At 69.9% G+C, this 19,630-nt stretch carries 20 protein-coding genes; 14 read left to right on the plus strand and 6 right to left on the minus strand.

The features are described from left to right. The first annotated feature begins 118 nt into the window (after nucleotides 1-118). Nucleotides 119-1,087: an AraC family transcriptional regulator gene (locus ACFFXY_RS21375; RefSeq protein WP_382355293.1), complete on the plus strand. Its 969-nt coding sequence runs from the start codon at nucleotides 119-121 to the stop codon at nucleotides 1,085-1,087. A 41-nt stretch (nucleotides 1,088-1,128) separates the two neighbouring features. Next, nucleotides 1,129-1,809: a Pr6Pr family membrane protein gene (locus ACFFXY_RS21380; RefSeq protein ID WP_382355296.1), complete on the plus strand. Its 681-nt coding sequence runs from the start codon at nucleotides 1,129-1,131 to the stop codon at nucleotides 1,807-1,809. Here ACFFXY_RS21380 and ACFFXY_RS21385 read toward each other — a convergent pair. Beyond that, nucleotides 1,778-2,995 (minus strand): MFS transporter, encoded by a 1,218-nt coding sequence (locus tag ACFFXY_RS21385; protein ID WP_382355299.1) that lies wholly within the window; start codon nucleotides 2,993-2,995, stop codon nucleotides 1,778-1,780. The genes ACFFXY_RS21380 and ACFFXY_RS21385 overlap by 32 nt on opposite strands. Before the next feature lie 379 nt (nucleotides 2,996-3,374). On the opposite strand from ACFFXY_RS21385, the gene ACFFXY_RS21390 reads away from it, so the two are divergent. Both ACFFXY_RS21390 and ACFFXY_RS21395 read left to right on the plus strand, forming a co-directional pair. Further along, nucleotides 3,375-4,292: a cation diffusion facilitator family transporter gene (locus ACFFXY_RS21390; RefSeq protein ID WP_382355302.1), complete on the plus strand. Its 918-nt coding sequence runs from the start codon at nucleotides 3,375-3,377 to the stop codon at nucleotides 4,290-4,292. A 9-nt stretch (nucleotides 4,293-4,301) separates the two neighbouring features. Continuing rightward, nucleotides 4,302-4,577: a Smr/MutS family protein gene (locus ACFFXY_RS21395; protein WP_382355305.1), complete on the plus strand. Its 276-nt coding sequence runs from the start codon at nucleotides 4,302-4,304 to the stop codon at nucleotides 4,575-4,577. A gap of 104 nt (nucleotides 4,578-4,681) precedes the next feature. On the opposite strand, the gene ACFFXY_RS21400 is transcribed toward ACFFXY_RS21395, so the two are convergent. After that, the gene (locus ACFFXY_RS21400) at nucleotides 4,682-4,942 is read right to left on the minus strand and encodes a helix-turn-helix domain-containing protein (protein ID WP_382355307.1); all 261 of its coding nucleotides are present in this window, start codon (nucleotides 4,940-4,942) and stop codon (nucleotides 4,682-4,684) included. A 273-nt stretch (nucleotides 4,943-5,215) separates the two neighbouring features. On the opposite strand from ACFFXY_RS21400, the gene ACFFXY_RS21405 reads away from it, so the two are divergent. The 4 genes from ACFFXY_RS21405 to ACFFXY_RS21420 all read left to right on the plus strand — a co-directional run bounded on the left by ACFFXY_RS21405 (nucleotide 5,216) and on the right by ACFFXY_RS21420 (nucleotide 10,475). Continuing rightward, entirely contained in the window at nucleotides 5,216-6,043 is an 828-nt protein-coding gene (locus ACFFXY_RS21405; protein WP_382355310.1) for an ABC transporter ATP-binding protein, read from the plus strand. Nucleotides 6,044-6,055: 12 nt separating this feature from the next. Further along, complete coding sequence (locus ACFFXY_RS21410; protein WP_382355313.1) at nucleotides 6,056-7,042, plus strand: ABC transporter substrate-binding protein; 987 nt, start codon at nucleotides 6,056-6,058, stop codon at nucleotides 7,040-7,042. Beyond that, complete coding sequence (locus ACFFXY_RS21415; RefSeq protein WP_382355316.1) at nucleotides 7,039-9,135, plus strand: iron ABC transporter permease; 2,097 nt, start codon at nucleotides 7,039-7,041, stop codon at nucleotides 9,133-9,135. Before ACFFXY_RS21410 ends, ACFFXY_RS21415 begins: the two co-directional genes overlap by 4 nt. 83 nt (nucleotides 9,136-9,218) lie before the next feature. After that, complete coding sequence (locus tag ACFFXY_RS21420; protein WP_382355318.1) at nucleotides 9,219-10,475, plus strand: phytase; 1,257 nt, start codon at nucleotides 9,219-9,221, stop codon at nucleotides 10,473-10,475. A 61-nt stretch (nucleotides 10,476-10,536) separates the two neighbouring features. Here the strand turns inward: ACFFXY_RS21420 and ACFFXY_RS21425 are convergent, their stop codons facing one another. Beyond that, nucleotides 10,537-10,887, minus strand: a complete 351-nt coding sequence (locus ACFFXY_RS21425) for an Rv3235 family protein (RefSeq protein ID WP_382355321.1) — start codon at nucleotides 10,885-10,887, stop codon at nucleotides 10,537-10,539. Between the two features lie 232 nt (nucleotides 10,888-11,119). After that, nucleotides 11,120-12,160, minus strand: coding sequence for a TRM11 family SAM-dependent methyltransferase (locus tag ACFFXY_RS21430; RefSeq protein ID WP_382355324.1), 1,041 nt, complete (start codon nucleotides 12,158-12,160; stop codon nucleotides 11,120-11,122). A gap of 256 nt (nucleotides 12,161-12,416) precedes the next feature. On the opposite strand from ACFFXY_RS21430, the gene ACFFXY_RS21435 reads away from it, so the two are divergent. The 6 genes from ACFFXY_RS21435 (at nucleotide 12,417) to ACFFXY_RS21460 (ending at nucleotide 17,776) form a co-directional block, all read left to right on the plus strand. After that, on the plus strand, nucleotides 12,417-12,731 hold the full coding sequence (locus tag ACFFXY_RS21435; RefSeq protein ID WP_382355327.1) for a type VII secretion target: 315 nt from the start codon (nucleotides 12,417-12,419) through the stop codon (nucleotides 12,729-12,731). Between the two features lie 19 nt (nucleotides 12,732-12,750). Continuing rightward, entirely contained in the window at nucleotides 12,751-13,464 is a 714-nt protein-coding gene (locus ACFFXY_RS21440; RefSeq protein WP_382355330.1) for a hypothetical protein, read from the plus strand. 10 nt (nucleotides 13,465-13,474) lie between these two features. After that, complete coding sequence (locus ACFFXY_RS21445) at nucleotides 13,475-14,041, plus strand: hypothetical protein (RefSeq protein ID WP_382355333.1); 567 nt, start codon at nucleotides 13,475-13,477, stop codon at nucleotides 14,039-14,041. A 15-nt stretch (nucleotides 14,042-14,056) separates the two neighbouring features. Next, nucleotides 14,057-14,560, plus strand: coding sequence for a hypothetical protein (locus ACFFXY_RS21450; RefSeq protein ID WP_382355336.1), 504 nt, complete (start codon nucleotides 14,057-14,059; stop codon nucleotides 14,558-14,560). Between the two features lie 55 nt (nucleotides 14,561-14,615). Further along, on the plus strand, nucleotides 14,616-15,713 hold the full coding sequence (locus ACFFXY_RS21455) for an aminomethyl transferase family protein (RefSeq protein ID WP_382355339.1): 1,098 nt from the start codon (nucleotides 14,616-14,618) through the stop codon (nucleotides 15,711-15,713). 167 nt (nucleotides 15,714-15,880) lie between these two features. Then, the gene (locus tag ACFFXY_RS21460; protein WP_382355342.1) at nucleotides 15,881-17,776 is read left to right on the plus strand and encodes a hypothetical protein; all 1,896 of its coding nucleotides are present in this window, start codon (nucleotides 15,881-15,883) and stop codon (nucleotides 17,774-17,776) included. A 207-nt stretch (nucleotides 17,777-17,983) separates the two neighbouring features. Here the strand turns inward: ACFFXY_RS21460 and ACFFXY_RS21465 are convergent, their stop codons facing one another. Next, nucleotides 17,984-18,322 carry a hypothetical protein gene (locus ACFFXY_RS21465; RefSeq protein ID WP_382355345.1) on the minus strand — a complete coding sequence of 113 codons (339 nt, stop codon included), beginning with the start codon at nucleotides 18,320-18,322 and terminating at the stop codon, nucleotides 17,984-17,986. Beyond that, complete coding sequence (locus ACFFXY_RS21470) at nucleotides 18,319-19,404, minus strand: rhodanese-like domain-containing protein (protein ID WP_382355347.1); 1,086 nt, start codon at nucleotides 19,402-19,404, stop codon at nucleotides 18,319-18,321. Before ACFFXY_RS21470 ends, ACFFXY_RS21465 begins: the two co-directional genes overlap by 4 nt. Nucleotides 19,405-19,630 lie beyond the last annotated feature (226 nt).

The raw sequence follows: 19,630 nt of genomic DNA on the forward strand, positions 1-19,630 counted from the left end.
GTTGCATAAGTGTGGAATCCGGTGGACACCGTCGACGGTAGAGGGACCCTCCGACAGCGCCAATCCGCGAGCGTCCTCGCTTCATGTCCGATCGTCCCGGCCCGGCTAGGCTTCAGCGATGGACGTGCTCAGCGATGTCATGACGGTGCTGCGGACCGGCAGGCCCTTCGCCGCCCGGTTCGCGAAGTCGGGGCCGTGGTCCGACCACCGGATCGGCCGCCCGAACGGGTTCGGCGTGCAGCTCATGGTGCGCGGCACCGCGGTCGCGGTCACCGAGGGCGGCGAGACGTTCAAGCTCGGCCCCGGCGACGCGCTCCTGGTCCCCCACGGCGCCCCGCACCTCGTCGCCGACTCCCCCGACACGCCGCCGGGCCCCAGGTGCGAACCGGGGCACGCGTTCCCCGGCGCGGTGCTCCGCTCCGACGACCCCGACGCGACGCACGTGATCATCTGCCTCGCTTACGAACTCGCCCCGAACCGCACGCACCCGCTGATCGGCACGCTCCCGGACTTCGTCCACCTCCCGGCCGACCCCGAGGCCCGCCCCGGCCTCGCGAACGCCGTCGCCATGCTCGACGGCGAGCTGGCCTCCGAGCAGCGCGGCGGCGACACGCTCGTCCCCGCGCTCCTCGACGCGGTCCTGATGTACCTGCTGCGCGCGCTCCTGGGCCCCCGCACCGCCGAATGCCGCTTCGCGGGCTGGGCGAGGGCCCTGGCGGACAAGGCGGTCGGCCCCGCGCTGGAGGCGATCCACGCCGACCCGGCCCGCCAGTGGACCGTCGCCGCCCTCGGCGGGGTCGCGGGCCTGTCGCGCTCGGCGTTCTCGCGGCGGTTCACCGAGATGGTCGGGCAGCCGCCGCTCGCGTACCTCACGTCGTGGCGGCTGACGGTGGCCGCGCGGCTCCTCGCCGACACCGAGGCGCCCCTGGCCTCGATCGCGCGGCAGGTCGGGTACGGGTCCGAGTTCGCGTTCGCCGCCGCGTTCAAGCGCGACTTCGGGACCCCGCCGGGCCAGTTCCGCAAGCACGCGCCCGCGTGCGACCCCGCCGCGGCCGAGCCGTTCCGGCGCGAGCCCGTCGCGGCCTGAATCCCCGCCCGGAACCTCCCGGTTTCGGTACGCTCCCGCGCATGGGGAAGCGGATGAGCGGGCGGATGCGGGCGAGCCGGGCGTGGCACGGGGCGCTGTTCACGATCGTGCTGGCGGCCTTGATCACGCAGGTGGTGCTCGTCGTGCAGGGCGGCACCGACGTGAACGCCGCCGAAGCCGAGCCCGCGGAGCTCCAGGAGCGGCTGATCCGCCTGTTCAGCTACTTCACGATCCAGAGCAACGTCCTCGTCCTCGCCGCCTCCGGGCTCCTCGCCGCCGACCCCAAGCGCGACGGCCGCGCCTGGCGGGTGCTGCACCTCGACGCGCTCCTGGGCATCGTCATCACCGGGATCGTGTTCGCGCTGGTCCTCGCCCCGCTGGTCCACCCCGTGGGCGTGGCGTGGTGGGTGAACGCGGCGTTCCACTACGTCAGCCCGGCCGCGTTCCTGCTCAGCTGGCTCGTGTTCGGGCCGCGCGGGCAGGTCGACGGGGGCACGGCGTGGCTCGCGTTCCTGTGGCCCGCCGCGTGGATCGGGTACACGTTCTGGCGCGGGCACGCGACCGGCTGGTACCCCTACCCGTTCCTCGACGCCGCCGAGCTCAGCTGGCCGCGGGCCGCGCTGAACACGGCGATCGTGCTCGGCGCCGCGCTGCTCCTCGCGGCGCTCGCGCAGCTCGTCGACCGGTGGCTCAAGCCCGCTTCCGGGCGCGCAAGGCGATGAGCACGACCGGGACGAGCAGGGCCGCGCCGATCCACAGCACCGTGTTCGGCCCCGAGCCGTCCACGGCGTAGCCGCCCGCGAACGAGCCGGCGGCGATCGACAGGTTGAACATGACGGTGTTCAGCGAGGTCGCCACCTCGACCTCGCCGGGCTCGGCCGCGTTCATGTACCAGGTCTGCACGGCCGGGGAGACGAGGCCGTAGCCCGCGCCCCACAGGACGAGGACCGCGGCGGCCGAGAACAGGTCGCCGACCGCGAACGCCATGAGCGCCATGCCGAGCGCCATCATCACGCCGAGCGCGGCGAGCGTCCCCTTGAGGTGCCTGCCGATGAGCGAGCCGGACGCGACGGTGGCGATGAGCGCGGCCGCGCCGAACACCAGCAGCAGGCCCGAGACCTGCGAGGCGGCGATGCCGTGGGCCTGGAGGATCGGGCTGATGAACGTGTAGGCGATGAAGTGGCCGGTGACGATGAAGAACGTCAGGGCCAGGCCCGTGCGCACGGCCCTGTTGCGGCGCACCAGCCTCGGGAGCGACGCGAACGAGACCGTCGTGACCGACGGGAGCCTCGGCACGAGCAGCGCGATCGCGGCCATGGCCGCCAGCGCGAGGACCATGAGCGTCAGGAGCGCGGCGCGCCAGCCGAAGTGGTCGCCGATGAGCGTCCCGGCGGGGATGCCGAGGACGGTGGCCGCGCCGATGCCGCCGTAGACGACGGCGGTCGCGCGGGGCACGTCGCGGGCGGGGACGAGGCGCAGGGCGATGCCGCCGGCGACGGCCCAGAACGCGCCGATGGAGACGCCGACGAGGACGCGGGCGGCCAGGAGCGGCCCGAACCCGTCGGCGGTGGCGGCGCCGAGGTTCGCGCCCGCGACGAGGAGGGCGAGGCCGAGGAGGACCAGGCGGCGGTCGACGCGGCGGGTGAGGACCACGGCGAGGGGCGCGGAGACGGCGGCGACGAGGCCGGGGACGGTGACCATGAGTCCGGCGGTGCCTTCGCTGACGCCGAGCTCGGCGCTGATGGGCGTGAGGAGGCCCACAGGGAGGACTTCGGAGGTCATGACGACGAAGACGCCGAGGGAGACGGCGGCCACGGCGAGCCACTGCTTGGGCGTGGCGCGCTCGGGTGCGGCGGCGGTCGGTGAGGCGGCGCCCGCAGGGGACGCGGGGCGGTCGAGGGTGGTCACGGCGGTACTCCAGGTGCAGAGTCGGTTCTCGGCAGGACCCTTGCGGGTCGTATTGCCGGAACCGGTCCACCACTCGGTCCGCGCGCGGGCGATGCGGGCCGCGTCCGTACAGGGGCCGCGGCCGGTGGGCCGGGGCCGGGGCGCTGAGGGCCCCTTGGCGGTGTACGGGCGCCTGCCCTGACCGGGTGCCGGAGCTCCCGGGGCGTCGCCTGCCTCAACGGTACCAGCGTTCGGGGGCACACCGCCCGGTCGAACGGCGGTAGCGTTCACCACCGGACGGGACGGCGCCCGCTCCCCGGATGGGGGGTGGCGGGCCCATGACAGACTCGTCCTGCGCCGCATGCAGCGCGCGCACGTTCATGGAAGGAATCACGGGCGCATGTCAGCAGAAGGCGGCACCAAGGCGATCGTCGCGGCACTCGCGGCGAACACGGGGATCGCGATCAGCAAGTTCGTGGCGGCGGCGATCACGGGCTCGGCGTCGATGCTCGCCGAGGGCGTCCACTCGGTGGCGGACGCGGCGAACCAGGTCCTGCTCCTGATCGGCGGCAAGGCCTCCCGCAAGGCCGCGAGCCCCGCCCACCCGTTCGGGTACGGGCGCGAGCGCTACATCTACGCGTTCATCGTCTCGATCGTCCTGTTCTCCATCGGCGGCGTGTACGCGCTGTACGAGGGGTGGCACAAGCTTCAGGACACCGGGCACGGCCTGGAGTCGCCGCTCGTGGCCGTGGTCGTGCTGCTGGTGGCGATCACGCTGGAGTCGTTCTCGCTGCGCACGGCCGTGAAGGAGTCGAACGCGGTGCGCGGCAAGCAGTCGTGGGTGCAGTTCATCAAGGGCTCCCGCTCGCCCGAGCTGCCCGTGATCCTCCTGGAGGACATCGGCGCGCTCGTGGGCCTCGTGCTCGCGCTCCTGGGCGTGGGCCTGACCTGGATCACCCACAACGGGCTGTTCGACGCACTGGGCACCATGAGCATCGGCGTGCTGCTGGTGTGCATCGCGGTGGTCCTGGCGATCGAGATCCGCTCGATGCTCATCGGCGAGTCGGCCACGGCCGAGGACATCGCGGCGATCGAGGGCGCGATCAAGCAGGACGGCACGAGCGCCCTGATCCACCTCAAGACCCTGCACGTGGGCCCCGACGAGCTGCTGGTGGCCGCGAAGGTCGGCATCGACCGGTCCGAGACGGGCGCGCAGGTCGCCGCGGAGATCGACGCGGCCGAGGCGCGCATCCGCGCGGCCGTCCCGAAAGCGAAGCTCATCTACATCGAGCCGGACATCCGGCGGACCGGGGCTTAGGCTGCGGTCATGGCGAAACTGGTGCTGGACCTCCACGACATCTTCAACAAGGGCGACCAGATCGAGAAGGCCCTGCGGGACGTGATGGAGGAGGCGGTCGCGAAGAAGATCGACCTCGTCGAAATCATCCCCGGGAAGGGCTCGGGGCAGCTCAAGAAAAAGGTGCTGCGGTTCCTCGACCAGAAGGACGTCAAGGCCATGTACCACCGGGTCGACAAGGACTCGAAGAACTTCGGGCGGCTGTTCGTGCACTTCCAGCACAAGGACAAGCGCAAGAAGCGCTAGAACGTCGACGGCGGCGCGGTCCTCCTCCCCAGGGGCCGCGCCGCCGCGCTGTATTCACCTGTGCGGTTCAGGCCGCCGGGACCCCTGCCGGGCCCCGGCCGGGCTCAGTCGACCCGGTCGCCGTCGGCGCCGAGCACCTCCAGCAGCCGCAGCACCGGGACCCGGTAGCTGTGGCCGATCCGGAGGACCTGGACGGGGAAGTCGCCGTCCTTCGCCAGTCGGTACGCGACCGTGCGGCCGATCCCCAGGATCTGCGCCGCGGTCTCGACATTGGTCATCACGCCGAGCTGCTTGACTCGGTCGACCGTCCAGATGTCGTCCATGGTGGCGACACTCGAAGGCCCCACCTTCGCATTCGGTGTCATGTTCGTCCTCTCCGGCGTCCCGCGCCGACACGGGGTGCATCGGCGCGATGTTGCCAAGGACCAGTCGAACCCACGCGGCACGTCCGAGTCCAGAGCGGCGCGCCGGTTTTCACTCTTACGCGTGGTGTGCGCGTCCTCACCGGACTAGGGTCCGTTTGGGCGCGAACGGGATTCATTGCCATATGGACCCCTCCCGACCTGCGGGAACCGAGTGTTCCCACTCTGTGACCTTGCGAGATGCAATCGAGACCGACGTAGGTTAGCCTTACCTACATGCCAGACGACGCAGGCTTGAACGGCCGCGCCCTCCGACTCGCCTACTTCGGCGACACCGTCGTGCACGACGCCGACCTCGGCCTCCGCGGCGGCGAGGTCACGGCCCTCCTGGGCCCCAACGGGTCCGGGAAGTCCACCCTCCTGCGGGCCCTCGCGCGCCTCCACCGCCCCGAGGCCGGGACCGTCGACTTCCCCGACGGCGCCCAGGCGGCGTCCCTGAGCCCCAAGGAGTTCGCCCGCCGCGTCGCGCTCCTCTCCCAGTCCCGCCCCGTCCCCGGCGGCATCCGCGTCCTCGACGTCATCGGCTACGGCCGCCACCCCCACCGCGGCCGCTGGCGCCACAGCGACCCCGACGGGCCCGCGAAGATCCAGCGCGCCATGGAGATCTGCGGCGTCGAGCACATGGCCGAACGCGGCATGGAAGCCCTCTCCGGCGGCGAGCGCCAGCGCGTCTGGCTCGCCTCCTGCCTCGCCCAGGACACCGCCGTGCTCCTCCTCGACGAGCCCACCAACCACCTCGACCTGCGCTACCAGGTCGAGATCCTCGACCTCGTGCGCGACCTCGCCGACGACCACGGGACCGCCGTCGGCGTCGTCCTCCACGACCTCGACCAGGCCGCCGCCGTCGCCGACCGCGCCGTCCTCCTCCACGACGGCCGCGTCAAGGCCGCCGGGACCCCGGCCGAGGTCCTCACCGCCGAGAACCTCACGGCCGCATACGGCATCGACATCCGCGTCGACGCCGACCCCGCGACCGGCCTGCTCACGGCCCGGCCCATCGGCCGCCACCACTCCCGCAGGCTCGCGGGCACCACCACCGAATAGAAGGAAAACCCGATGCGCATCGCCCTCAAGACGTTCGCCGTGCCCGCGGCACTGGCCGCGGTCCTCGCCGCCACCGCCTGCGGGACCACCGAAGACGACGGCGCGGACGGCGGCTCCGACACCGGCGCCGGCCCCGTCTCGGTCACCGACTTCCTCGGCCGCACCGTCGAACTCGACGCCCCCGCCGAGAACGTGGTCGCCCTCGAATGGGCCGAGGTCGAGATCGTCGCCAGCCTCGGCCTCATGCCCGTCGGCGTCGCCGACATGGAGGGGTACACGACCTGGGCCGGAGCCGCGGTCCCCCTCGACGACACCGTCACCGACGTGGGCACCCGCCAGGAGCCGTCCATCGACGCCATCGCCGGACTCGGCGCCGACCTCGTCGTCATGGAGACCGACGACGAGGACCTCATCGCCTCCATCGAGGAGTTCGTGCCCGTCCTCGTCACCGAGGGCTCCAACGAGACCGACAACATCGCCCGCATGCGCCGCGACGTCGACATGATCGCCGAGCTCACCGGGAAGACCGACGAGGCCGAGACCCTCTGGGCCGACTTCGAGGCCAAGATCGCCGACACCAAGGCCGCCATCGAGGCCGCCGGGACCGGGACCGTCCCCTACCTGTACGCCGACGGCTGGGCCGAGGGCGACGCCGTCTCCGTGCGCCCCTTCGCCGCCAGCTCCCTCGTCGGCTCCCTCGGCACCGCCGTGGGCCTGGAGAACGCCTGGACCGGCGAGACCGACGGCGCGTGGGGCCTGGGCGGCACCGACATCGAGGGCATGGCCCAGTACACCGACACCGACCTCAAGTTCATCTGGAACAACGCCGACGGCGGGAACATCTTCACCGACGGCGTCGCCGGGAACGCCATCTGGGAGAACCTGACCTTCGTCAAGGACGGCACGATCTACGAACTCCCCCACGGCGTCTGGACCTTCGGCGGCCCCAAGTCCTCCGAGGCGATCCTCGACTACTTCGCCGAGGTCTACGCCAGTTGAGCACCCTGAGTCCGCCGGCGCGACCGGAGGCTCCGGCCCCGAGGGCCCCGCGCCTCCTTCCCACCGCGGCGGCCTTCACCATCGCGGTCGGAGCCCTGGTCGCGCTGGCGGCCCTCCACCTCACGCAGGGCACGTCCGAGGTGGACGCCGGAGACCTGCTCGCGCTGGTCTCCGGCAACGCGGACGCCGGCGTGTGGCACGTCCTCCAAGGGGCGCGCCTGCCGCGCCTCGCCGGGGCGGTCCTCGTCGGGATCGCCCTGGGCGCCTCGGGCGTGCTCCTCCAGTCGGTGGCGCGCAACCCGCTCGCCAGCCCCGACACGCTCGCGGTCAACGCCGGGGCCTATCTCGCGGTGACCGCGGTGGCGGCCTTCGGGATCACGCTGCCGTTCGTCTCCGGGCTCGGCGTCGCGTTCATCGGCGCGCTGCTGACCGCGGGCCTGGTGCTCGCGCTCTCGGCGGGCGGCGGCGAGTCGGCCACGACCCGGCTGATCCTCGCCGGGTCGGCGACGGCGATGGCCGCGAACTCCCTCGTGTCGCTGCTGATCCTGCTGTTCCAGGAGGAGACGACCGGCCTGTTCGCCTGGGGCTCGGGGAGCCTCAACCTCGCCGGGTTCCACTCCATGGCGCAGGCCGCGCCGCTCGTGGTCCTCGCGGTGGCCGCCGCGATGCTGTGGGCGCCGCGCCTGGACCTGCTGCGCCTGGGCGACGACACCGCGTCGAGTCTCGGCGTCCACGTGCGGCGCACCAGGACCGTGGCCGTCGTCTGCTCGCTGCTGCTGGCGGCATGCGCGGTCACGATCGCCGGGCCCATCGGGTTCGTCGGCCTCGCCGCGCCCGTCATCGCCCGCCAGATCGCCCGGCGCTTCCCCTCGCTGCTGGCGCACCGGGTCCTCATCCCGTTCGCCGCCCTGTGCGGCGCGCTCGTCATCGTCGCCGCGGACCTGGCGATCCGCGCGATCCTCGGCGCCGACAAGAGCATCGAGATCCCCGTGGGCGTCACGACGACGATCCTCGGCGCGGCCGTCATGGTCTGGCTCGCCCGCACCGTGACCAGCGCGGGCTCGGAGGACCGCCCCGCGATCCTCCACGGCGCCGCCAACCGGTCCCGGACCGCGTTCGTGCTCATCGTGACCGGCCTCGCCGCCGCCTCGCTCGGCGCGCTGTTCGCCGGGATGCTCTCGGGCGACACGATGCTCCTCGGCGGCGACCTCCTCAACTGGGTCGCGGGCAAGACCGGCGCGAGCTACACGTGGATCATCGAGCAGCGCTACCCCCGCGTCCTCGCCGCGGTCCTCGCCGGCGCCGCCCTCGCCTGCGCGGGCGCGGTCACGCAGGGCATCCTGCGCAACCCCCTCGCCGAACCCGGCCTCCTCGGCGTCACCGCGGGCGCGGGGATCGGCGCGGTCACGCTGATCACCTGGGCCCCTTCGTCGGGCGCGTGGGCCGTCACCGGCGTCGCCGCCGTGGGCGGGCTGGGCGCGTTCGCGCTCGTGTACGCCCTCGCGTGGCGCGGCGGCCTCGACACGTCCCGCCTCGTCCTCGTCGGCATCGGCGTCTGGTCGATCGGCATGGCCGCGATCACCCTGATCATCCTGGCCTCGGACCCGTGGAACACGCCGAAGGCGATGACCTGGCTGTCGGGGACGACCTACGGGCGGACCTCGGACCGGCTCATCCCGCTGCTCGCCGCGATCGTGGTGGTCCTGCCGCTGATCATCGCGCACCGTAAGGAGATCGACCTCCTCGCGCTGGACGACGACACGCCGCGGACGCTCGGTGTGCGCCTGGAGCGCACGCGGCTGCTCCTGCTGGGCGCGGCCGCGGTCCTGACCGCCGCCGCGGTCGCCGTCGTGGGCGTGATCGGCTTCGTCGGCCTGGTGGCCCCGCACCTCGCCAGGGGCCTGGTCGGCAGCCGCCACTCCCGGGTCCTCCCGGTCTCGATCTTTCTGGGCGTCCTCCTCGTGAGCCTCGCGGACACTTTGGGCCGCACGGTGATCGCCCCGGCGCAGATCCCGGCGGGCCTGGTCTGCTCGCTGATCGGGACGCCGTACTTCGTCTGGCTGCTGTGGAGGACGCGCACCAGAAGCGCCTGAGGTTGGGAAGGGGTTCACTGGCGGTTCATCGGCGGGGTCGAGGATCGATCCGACAACTGAACCCTTCCCATCAAGGAGGACCCTTGCCGTCCCGCACCCTCGCCCTCACCGCCCTCGGCGCTCTCACGCTCCTGGTCGCCGCCCCCGCGCAGGCGCACCGCGACGACGAACCGGTGACCGCGATCCTCGAAACCCCCGCCCTGTGGTCCGAGGACGACGCCGACGCCGACGACCCCGCGATCTGGATCGACCCCGACGACCCCGCCGACAGCCTCGTCATCACCACCGCGAAAGAGGCCGGCCTCTACGTCTACGACTTGCAGGGCAACGAACTCCAGCACGTCGCCCCCCGCCCGGCCCCCGGCGAGGACGACGCCCCCGGCCGCTACAACAACGTCGACCTCATCGAGGACTTCAAGCTCGACGGCGAACGCGTCGACCTCGCCGTGGCCTCCGACCGGGGTATGGACGACCTGGGCATCTTCAAGATCGAGGACGGCCGACTGGTCGACGTGACCTCCGAGTCCGCCGGGACGATCTTCACGCAGTCGCAGGAGGAGATCAACGGGGAGCACACCGCGTACGGCCTGACGACGTTCCAGAACCGAAGCGGCAGTTACGCCCTCGTGAGCCGGAACTCGGAGACCGAGGTGGCCCTGCTGAAGCTGAAAGCCGAGGGCGACAAGGTCACCTGGAAGAAGGTCCGCACCCTCGAACTCCCCGCCTCCTTCGAACTCCCCGACGGCACCGAGTGGACCACCTGCGACGACCCCGGCCAGTACGCCCAGGTCGAAGGCATGGTCGTGGACGAGCACAGCGGCACCGCCTACCTCGGCCAAGAACTCGTGGGCATCTGGAAGATCAGCGCCGATCTCAAAGGCGAACCCGAACTGGTCGACACCGCGGTCGAGTTCGGCATCCCCGGCGCCTACAACCCCGAGACCGACCAGTGCGACTACGGCCCCGACCCCGGCTACGGCGGCGACGTCCTCCGCACCGACATCGAGGGCCTGACCGTCTACTCCACCGGCCGCGGCACCGGCTACCTCCTCGCGTCCTCCCAGGGCGACAACACCTACGCCGTCTACAGCCTCCGCGGCGCCAACGCCTACCTCGGCTCCTTCTCCATCGCCAACGGCCCCGTCGACGCCACCCAGCACAGCGACGGCGCCGACGTCGTCAACATCCCCCTCCCCGGCTACCCCGGCGGCCTCCTCGTCGTCCAAGACGGCGACAACACCCCCGAAGGCACCGACGAATCCTCCACCAACTTCAAATACCTCGCCTGGCAAGACGTAGCCACCAACCTCGACCTCCGCTCGAACTGCTCCCGCCGCTGACCACGCCGACAACGGGGCCGCCTGATCCGATCGGATCAGGCGGCTCCGTCGCGTCCGGCCCTCAGAGGCGGTGCCTCGCATGGGAGCTGTCGAGGAGCTCGCAGTGGGCGAGGCGCCAGCCGTGGCGGGTGGCGGTGAAGGAGAAGGTCATGGCGAGGTGGGAGCGGCCGTTGTCGACCATCGCGACGACTTCGGCGGTGGCGGGGGTGGGCAGGGTGGCCTTGCGGACGCGGACCTGGGTGAAGTGGCCGGGGACGCGGCGGCGGACCCGGGCGAAGGCGGCCCAGCCCTCGTCGGTGGCGAAGAGGCGGGCCTCGGAAGCGGGCTTGCGGCCGGTGAGCACGTTGAGGAAGAAGGTCGAGTACGAGACGGCTTGGCGCGGGTGCGGAGCGATGTCTTTGCGGCAGTTCATGGTTCCTCCAAGTCGACAGGTGGGTGTCGCTGAAGGAGAATCTAAAGGCGACTTTGAGTGAAGTCAACGACACCCAAAGTGATGACAGTGCTTGACCGGCGCGATTTTTGTCGGACCCGCACGATGAGGCTCGCTTGTGGACAGGCTCGTAAGCGACAGGCGCCCGTCAGTTAGCGAATCCGCCTGCGGAACCCTACAAAAACCGGAAACTTCGCTTCAGCGTGTCGCGCAATCACTGCCGTGGCATGCGAGCGACGATCAGGTCCCGGTTGATCGCGTGGTCCACGCGGTGCTCGAAGTCCAGGTACGGGGGCGCGTCCAGGACCTCCAGACCCGCGGCCTCCAGCATCCCGGCCATCTCCGCGCGCTCCGTCATGTACGTGTTCCACGACAGGCCCATCGCGCCCCCCGGCCGCAGCAGCTCGGCCCACACGGGGATCGCCGCCTCCAGCAGCTCCGTGGGCCGCCGCGACAGCGCCCGCGACTCCCGCACGGCCGCATGCTGCACGCCGTACGGCACGTCCGACACGATCAGGTCGAAACTCCGCCGCCGGTACACCTCGCCGCTGCGCAGCGTGTCGGCGTTGACGATCTCGACCACCTGCGTCTCACCCGCCCGGTGCAGCTCCTTCGTTGCCGAGAACTCCACCCGCGTCTGCTGCCCCACCCCGCGGCCGTCGCGCTTGACGCGGCTCGTCAGGGCCTTGTGCTTGAGCCGCTTGTCCTTCAGCCAGCGCTGGAGGAACGCTCCGTACGCCTCGAAGTCCCGCTTGTCGACCTCGACGCCGAACGCGTCGAACCCGTACATCGCCGCCTGGTTGAGCGTCGTGCCCCGCCCGCACATCGGGTCGAAGACCTTCAGCCCGCCCGCGAGGATGCGCTCCGCGCCGAACGCGCTCGCCGCCGTCACGTTCAGCAGCAGCTTCGTGAACTGCTCGTTCGTCTTCCCCACGTATTTGAGGATCGACACCAGGTCGTCGTCGTACCGGTCCATGCGCTGCACCGGGACGGGCTCCAGCATCGTCCCGTGCACCTCGAACAGCGCGAACAGCGCAGACGTGTTTGACAGCAGCCGCACGTCCCGCCCGCTCAGCGACGCCGACCGGAACACCAGGTACGGCACCCCGCCGAGCACCCGCTCCTCGACCCCCTCGACCGCCCCGTCCAGTGCTCCCAGCCCGAGCACGGCGATCTCATTGGCCACCATCCGAACCGCGGCCCGGGCGTACACGCGGTTGGCGGAGGGGGCGATCAGCATGGCGTACTGCTGCATTCTCGATGTTCCTAGCGGTCCTCACGGCGAATATTGCGCAGACGAATATAGCAGCGGCAACACCGGCCTCTCAGGCAGTTCACGCAGTCCATCAGGGGGTCCAGGCCCGAAAAATTCAGCCACAGCAAACGCCACTAGTCGCAGAAGATGTCAGACGGCACATTCCTGTACCCAAACGATTGCGCCGCTTCGGTAGTGTCCGAACTTGCACCCACCGACCGGCCGACCGGTCGGTTTCGCACCGAGGAGGGCCGGCATGGGCACCCACATCGAAGTCGATCCCGACGAGCTCGACGCCCACGCCGCCAACATCCTGACGCTCCACCAGCGGTTCGACGCGGTCCTGTCCGCGATCGACACCGTCAGCCAGGACGACCAGGCGTACGGGATCATCTGCCAGTTCCTCCCTCCCATTCTCGAAGGCCGCCAGTCGACGCAGCGCGAGCTCACCTCCATGGAGCAGGGCAACCTGGAGCGGCTCGCCCAGGCGCTGAAGGACACCGCGGCCAGCTACCGCGACGTGGACGACGCGGCGGCGGCCGACCTCGACCAGATCGAGGGCGAACTGTGACACGCCGAGAGGAAGCGCCATGGGCGATTTAGTAGCCACCGAGAGCGACGTCCCGCCCCAGCCGGGCGAATCGGTCGCCGGAGCGGGCATCGTCGAGTCCTACGCCGGTCTCGCCACCGCCATCGACTCAGGTTCGTGGATCGACGCGTCCGTCGCCGGGCTCGGTGCCGCTTTGGAGACCGTGGGGGCCGTGGTCGATCCGATCGGCACGCTCGCGGCGGCGGGGGTCGGGTGGCTGATCGAGCACGTGGAGCCGCTGCAAGAGGCCCTCGACATGCTGGCGGGGAACCCCACGCTTGTCGAGGCGCACGCGATGACCTGGGACAACGTCGCAAACGAGTGCTTCGCCATGTCGGAGGCGATGGAGGCGTTCGTCGACGCCGACATCGAAGGATGGGACGGCGACGCCGCCGACGCCTACCGCGACAAGGGCGACACCAACGCCGACGCGATGGGCTGCATCGGCGGCACGGCGCTGTCGCTCGCCACCGCGACCCGCGGTGCGGGCGAGCTGGTGACGATGGTCCGCGAGTTCGTGCGCGACTTCGTCGCCGAATGCATCGGCGCCCTCATCGCCTGGGCCGCAGAGGTGGCGTTCACCGTCGGCGTCGGGGCCGCCTGGGTCATCCCCAAGGCGGTCATCAGGATCACCGAGTGGGTCGGCAGGATCTTCGGCTGGATCACCGGCCTCATCGACTCCATCTCCGCCCTCCGCGACCTGCTGTTCGGATGAGGGCGACCACATGAAGAGACTGATCCTCCGCGCCGCCGCCGTCTACGTCCTGGTCGTGCTCGTCGGCCTCCACGGCCGCAAGCGGAAGAAGCCCCGCACGCAGCACGACGGCAACAGCCTGTCGGGCGACCAGAGGAAGTCCGAGGAGGTCGTCAAGGACGCGGACGTGGACCAGGCCGACGCCCCCGCGGCCGCGCCTCCGCCGCCGAGGAAGCCCAAGAAGCCGAAGCCCGCGTTCAAGGCCAGCGAGAAGTCCATCAAGCACGCCTGGGACGACCACAAGAAGGGCAGCCAGTACGACAAGGACGGCAAGAACGAGAACATCTGGCACGACGACAAGATGACCGAGCAGCGGCTCCGGGACATGATCGCCACGGTCCAGAACCCCGGGCCCGGGCAGGTGCAGGTGAACCCGCGCAACCCCACCGACCCGCGCGGCGGCAACTACCATGACTACAACACGCACGACGCGAACAACCCGACCGGGCGCAACGGGCAGACCGGCATCCGCGTGGTGGTCGACGGCGACGGCAACATGCTGACCGCGTTCCCTTGGCCGCACAATGACGGCATGTGATGGAGGGCTCCCGAAATGACCACTGAGGACACCGCGATCCGGTTCGACCCCCGCCACGAGGACGAGTCCTGGAACCCGTCCTGGACCCCGTCCCTCACCCTCGGCGAGGACGACGAGACGACCTCCTGGGAGGACCTGCCCGAGGCCGAGTTCCTGGCGTTTCGCTTCCGCGTGAACGCCGTGCTCACCGTTGCGGGACAGGACTTCTCGACCACCTACATCCCGGTGCTCGACTTCGCACTGGCCTGGTCGTGGGTGCCGCGCGCCCTCGCCGACGATCCGCGGGCCGAGACCGCGATGACCGCCGAGGGCCTCGTCTACCGCTTCCTCAGGCAGCAGGACCAGGTCCGCATCTCCTCGAACCTCCACCCGGCCACGGCGTCCGTCCCGCTCCCCGTGCTCACGGGGCTGGTCGACGACATGGTCACGAAGGCGTTCGGCCTGCTCTACGGCGCCCATCCGCAACTGCGGGGCAACCGCTACCTCCTGGACGTGAGCCGCCGGATCGGCCGCGGGTAGGACCGCGCACGTTCGAGGGTTGTGGCGGAGGGTGACCAGGCGCTACCGTCCGCACATGGCAGACAAGGAAACGAAGCCCCGGCGCTCCCCGCTCCACGACCGCCATGAAGCGCTCGGCGCGCGCTTCGAGGAGTGGAAGTGGGGCCTGCGGGACACGCAGCTGGTCCCGATGGACTACGGCGACACCTACGGCGAGCACGCCGCCGTCCGCGAGGGCGCCGGCGTCTTCGACCTGTCCCACCACGGGCAGGTCATGCTGCAAGGGATCGGCACCGGCGACGCGCTCAACGCGATCCTCACCAACGACATCGACCGGCTCAACAGCGTCGGCAAGTCCCAGTACAGCCTCCTGTGCAACCGCGACGGCGGCGTCATCGACGAGATCCTCGTCAACCGCTTCACCAAGTCCAGCTTCGTGCTCCTCGGCACTGCCGCGAACTGGCTCGACGCGGCAATCGTCATCAACGACTACCTCCCCGGCATGGTCGAACTGGCCGTCCTCGACGGCGCCCAGACGATCCTGGAGGTGCACGGCCCCGAAGCGGAGCTGGTCCTCGACCGCCTCGGCATCCCGGTCGGCCACCCGCATCTGGACTTCGAGATCGCCACGGCCGCACTGTGGGAGGGCGCCTGGTCCTGCCGCACCGACCGCTTCGGCGAGGAGAGCTACCTCGTGGTCCTGGACAACGAGCCCGCCCTGAAACTCTGGGACGCCCTGCTCGCCTCCGGCGCGACCCCGTGCGGCCTCGACGCCTACGACCTACTCCGCCTGGAGCACGGGCTCCCCAAGTACGGCACCGAGATCGGCCCGGACATCAACCCCGTCGAGGCCCGCATGGGCTGGGCCGTCGGCTGGAGCAAGGAGGCCTTCCACGGCAAGGAGCCACTGGAAACCGTCCGCATCTCCGGCCCCGCCCGCCGCCTCTGGGGCCTCGAAGCCCTCGACGACGCCGTCCCCCTCGCCGACGAACCGGTCTACGACGGCGAACGCCAGGTCGGCGCCACCACCTCCGCGGGCTACTCCCCCACGGTCGACAAGGGCATCGCCCTCGCCTTCCTCGACCCCGACCTCAAACCCAGCACCGAACTCCACACCCCCGGCCCCGAAGGCCCCGTCCCCGTCCGCATCGTCAAACCCCCGTTCACCCCATAACACAACAAAAAACCCGGCCCCCTCTTTCGAGGAAAGACCACGAGCGCCTCCGCGGCGGCTCGCGCGACGCCATGCTCCAAGCGGCCTACGCCAACACCGACGACACCACCCTCGCCACCTGGGCCCGTGCCGACCGGATCGCCGCCGGGCAGGTCGCCGAGACCGGCGTGGCACTCGGGAACGGACAGACCGCAGGGCGCGGGGACTGGATCGTTACCCGCCACAACCAATACGACCTGAAGTACTGCGGCGGGAAGGACTTCGTCCGCAACGGCGCCACCTGGGACGTGGTCTCGACCCATGCGGACGGATCGCTGAAGGTCAAGTCCCGCGAATCCGGCGGCACCATAGTGCTCCCCGCCGATTACGTGGCCAAGCATGTCGAACTCGCCTACGCCGCCACCGTCCACCGCTGCCAGGGCATGACCGTCGACACCGCCCACCCGATCCTCACCGGCCAGATGACCCGCGACGCCCTCTACGTCGCCGCCACCCGCGCCGCCCTCACGACCACCCTGTACGCCATCACCCACAGCGAGATCCCGGCCGACACCGACCGTCAGTTCGATCGCCCGAAATGGGACCCCGATGCCACCGCCGCCCGCGAAGTCGCCGAACAGATCCTCGCCCGCGAACCCGACAACCTGTCCGCGACCGAGACCGACCAGCGCCTCACCGCCCGATCCGGCGACCTCCACGAGCTCGTCCCCCGCTACCGCACCGCCACCGACATGGCCGCCGACCACCACTACGCCGACCTCATCACCCGCGTCCTCACCTCCGTCCTGGACGCCGAACACTTGGCCGACATCGAAGCGAACGGCCGCGGCGCGCTCGCCGGGACCCTCGCCAAAGCCGAGGCCGCCGGGTGGAACCCCGAGCAGATCCTCACCCTCGCCATCGCTCGCGGACCGGTCGACGACGCAGGCTCGGTCAGCGCCGTGCTGATCGGGAGGATCAACGGCCACATGGACAGCCACACCCCGCCCCCGGCAGGCGCCGAACCCAGACCCGACGACCTCGATCGCTACAGGGAACTCCTCCGGCCCCACTACCCCGAGGCGAACCTCGACACCACGACCGCACTCCACCCGGGGCCCGTCCGGTTCCCGGTCAACGCCGCACACGAGGCCGAGCCGACACGGGCCGCCGACCGCTATCGGACTGAACTCGCCGACATCTTCGGCTCGGAACTCGCCGACCGCGTCACCGCCGAGCGGGCCTGGCCCGCGGTCATCGGGTCGCTGCGTCGTGCTGAGGAGGCCGGCCAGTATTCTGCCGAAGCGCTCTATCGCGCCGCGGCGCAACGCGACTTCGACGGCCTCGACCACATCGCACCCAACCTCGCCTGGCGGATCGAACGCCAGACCCGCCTGATTGAACTCGACCCCACACATGCGGGCCAAGCCTGGACCGTCAAAGCCTGGGAAAACGCAGGAGGCAACCCTGCCGAACTCATCGACGAACTCGCCCCAGACCGCTCTCTCACCGGCCTCGCGCTCGAAGCCGGCCACGAACTCACCTGGCACCAACGCCTCCAAGCCATCGAACACGCACCACACCCGCTCCCCTGGGCCACCACACCCACGTCACTCCACACAAGCGTCGCGAACTCCGCGACTACCTCGACCACGTCGCAGGCGCCATCCAAGCCCGCGTCGACCACCTCACCGACCACGCCATCACCGAACGGCCCGCCTGGACCGAAGCCTTCGGCGAAACTCCCACCGACGAAGCCACCTACGACCGCTGGCGAGCCGCCATCGCTCTCGCCGCCGCCCACCGCGACCAGCTCCGCACCGACACCGACGACCCCGCCCACCCCTTCGGCCCCTAGACCGAAGAAGGCCGCGCCGGACACCACGCCTGGTGGGCCGCAGCAAGCGCCGCCCTCGCCATCGACCAACCCGACGCACCGGCGACTTGCACCGGTCTCGCCGAGAGGGGCGAACAACAGCTCGTCATCACCATCGCGCACGATGTCTACGCCGCGCTCCCAGCAACCGACCGCAACTCCATCCACGACGAGCTCGCATCCGCGTGGGGACCGACCTGGCGGTTGATCGCACCAGACCCGTCAACGGCAGCAACGCAAGCCGCCCTTGCTGCGGACCTCGTACACGCGCTGTCCAGGCGCGGAATCCTGACGCCGGAACTTGCCTCGGAACTCCGGATCACGGCACCGCACCTTGCAGCAGAACACGAGGCACACCATGCGCAGTACGAGCCTGACTTGGATCATCAACTTGCACCAAGATCTGCCCGTACCGTCACTCCTCCGCGGCCGTGATGCGGCTTCCCGCTTCTTCATCCTTCGTGTGCTTCGATCTCCGCTTCCACAATGCTGCCCATCGAGGTCGCGTCCGCGCGAAGAGTCGACCGGCTAGTGGCCCGGCGACACTCGCCAGTAGTAAGGGGTGCAACTCGAAGAGCCAGACGATCAGCGCCCCTGCGATCAATGTCGCTGTACCGATCGGCAGGCTCAACGCCACGGCCAGCACGAGTGTTCTCCAGGTTCGTCCAGGCTCGTCGAGCGCTCGATCCATCAATTCGATCAACGTCTGGGCACGTCCCGCTTCCCGTTCTGAGCGCGGCGCTTCGTCGCTCATCGCCTGCCCCCGTTCCTGCTGTTCGATACAGGCGGAAGTGTCTGTGCGGCTTGGCTTCCGATGATTGCCCGAATCTGCAACACCGGGGTCTTCCCACGGTCAGGGCCAGCGGATGTCCGTATCGGAAATTCGCCGCCGTCCTCAACGACCGTGATGGTGCTGTACTCGTGAACGCTCCAGGAGGAGGCGAACTGGGGGTACAGGGAGATGAAGCCTGCGACGGGGTGCCTGAGTTTCTGTGCTACTTCGGGGATGCTTCGGCGCCAGGGGGATTGGAATTCTACGGTGTAGATGCCTCCTGACACCGCCCACGCATCCAGGATGTTGCTCCCGGCGATCAACCCGATTCGTCGAGCCAGTTTGCTCGCCATCACGTGGTGTCTGTGCCAGTGCAGCACTTTGTCGAGTGCTGCTTCTTCCACTTTCCCTGGAGGTTCGTCTGAGATTGGCGACCGATAGAGTCGGCGACTGGCATCCAGATACTCGATGTATTCGAGAAGGTCATTCCATGCATTCTGATGGACACCGGGCACCTTCAGACGGGCTCCTTCGGGGTGCGAGCGTGACCCGATCAGCGAGACCTCTACCTGCTGTCTCTTCCGCTTGAAGCGAATGCAGGGCAACCCGTCCCCCCTGGTGCGGCCGTTGTCGCTTCGAGTAGCCACCAGGGTGGCGAGGAAGGTCGACTCCATGCCGGGGTGGCAGTGGACCACAAGATGATCCTGGTGAGGGGAGACCGAAGCGACGACTTCGCTTCGGTCTGCTGCTTCGGCTCGCAGGGACAAGGGAAGGTGCTCGAACTCGCGCAGCGAGATCAATACGAAGAGGTCCAGGAGTTCCTGCTGCCAGGAGTTTGCGTTCGGGAGCACCGCGGAGCGTAGCTTGTCGAGCAAACCGTACCCGTCTCGCGGGATGTAACGCGTCAGTTCGGGGTCGACTAGTTCAGGCATCGCCCGAAGGGCTTCCAGAACATCGCCTCGCACGGATGTTTGGATCGCATTGAGCGCCTGCAACCGGGACTCTCCGGTATAGGCCTTCCGCAGCTTCGCCGCACGCTCGGTGACAGAGTTTTGGTTGGTCATGGGAACACCTCAACTCGCCGCCCGGCTCGGCGAATGGAAGTTGTACATGACGACAACGGCCTACATGGCTGACTCAGGGCATAGCTCTGCCCTGAGTGGTGGCGAGTTGTTGAACCCTTTTGCGGCCTTGTCATCGTTCAACCGGGCGATGACGCCAGCAGCGCCTCCACACTTGGCACTCCGTCAGTCTACCCAGTGTCCGCTCATCGTGCGGAGCCACTAGGCG

Origin of the sequence: Glycomyces mayteni (assembly GCF_042428885.1) — a bacterium.
In the GTDB taxonomy this organism is placed as follows: Bacteria; Actinomycetota; Actinomycetes; order Mycobacteriales; family Micromonosporaceae; genus Glycomyces; species Glycomyces mayteni.

Excerpts from the sequence above, each read along its gene's own strand:
- ACFFXY_RS21375 (WP_382355293.1), top strand. The coding sequence starts at position 119 with ATGGACGTGCTCAGCGATGTCATGACGGTGCTGCGGACCGGCAGGCCC.
- ACFFXY_RS21380 (WP_382355296.1), top strand. The coding sequence starts at position 1,129 with ATGGGGAAGCGGATGAGCGGGCGGATGCGGGCGAGCCGGGCGTGGCAC.
- ACFFXY_RS21390 (WP_382355302.1), top strand. The coding sequence starts at position 3,375 with ATGTCAGCAGAAGGCGGCACCAAGGCGATCGTCGCGGCACTCGCGGCG.
- ACFFXY_RS21395 (WP_382355305.1), top strand. The coding sequence starts at position 4,302 with ATGGCGAAACTGGTGCTGGACCTCCACGACATCTTCAACAAGGGCGAC.
- ACFFXY_RS21400 (WP_382355307.1), bottom strand. The coding sequence starts at position 4,942 with ATGACACCGAATGCGAAGGTGGGGCCTTCGAGTGTCGCCACCATGGAC.
- ACFFXY_RS21405 (WP_382355310.1), top strand. The coding sequence starts at position 5,216 with ATGCCAGACGACGCAGGCTTGAACGGCCGCGCCCTCCGACTCGCCTAC.
- ACFFXY_RS21410 (WP_382355313.1), top strand. The coding sequence starts at position 6,056 with ATGCGCATCGCCCTCAAGACGTTCGCCGTGCCCGCGGCACTGGCCGCG.
- ACFFXY_RS21425 (WP_382355321.1), bottom strand. The coding sequence starts at position 10,887 with ATGAACTGCCGCAAAGACATCGCTCCGCACCCGCGCCAAGCCGTCTCG.
- ACFFXY_RS21430 (WP_382355324.1), bottom strand. The coding sequence starts at position 12,160 with ATGCAGCAGTACGCCATGCTGATCGCCCCCTCCGCCAACCGCGTGTAC.
- ACFFXY_RS21435 (WP_382355327.1), top strand. The coding sequence starts at position 12,417 with ATGGGCACCCACATCGAAGTCGATCCCGACGAGCTCGACGCCCACGCC.
- ACFFXY_RS21440 (WP_382355330.1), top strand. The coding sequence starts at position 12,751 with ATGGGCGATTTAGTAGCCACCGAGAGCGACGTCCCGCCCCAGCCGGGC.
- ACFFXY_RS21445 (WP_382355333.1), top strand. The coding sequence starts at position 13,475 with ATGAAGAGACTGATCCTCCGCGCCGCCGCCGTCTACGTCCTGGTCGTG.
- ACFFXY_RS21450 (WP_382355336.1), top strand. The coding sequence starts at position 14,057 with ATGACCACTGAGGACACCGCGATCCGGTTCGACCCCCGCCACGAGGAC.
- ACFFXY_RS21455 (WP_382355339.1), top strand. The coding sequence starts at position 14,616 with ATGGCAGACAAGGAAACGAAGCCCCGGCGCTCCCCGCTCCACGACCGC.
- ACFFXY_RS21465 (WP_382355345.1), bottom strand. The coding sequence starts at position 18,322 with ATGAGCGACGAAGCGCCGCGCTCAGAACGGGAAGCGGGACGTGCCCAG.
- ACFFXY_RS21470 (WP_382355347.1), bottom strand. The coding sequence starts at position 19,404 with ATGACCAACCAAAACTCTGTCACCGAGCGTGCGGCGAAGCTGCGGAAG.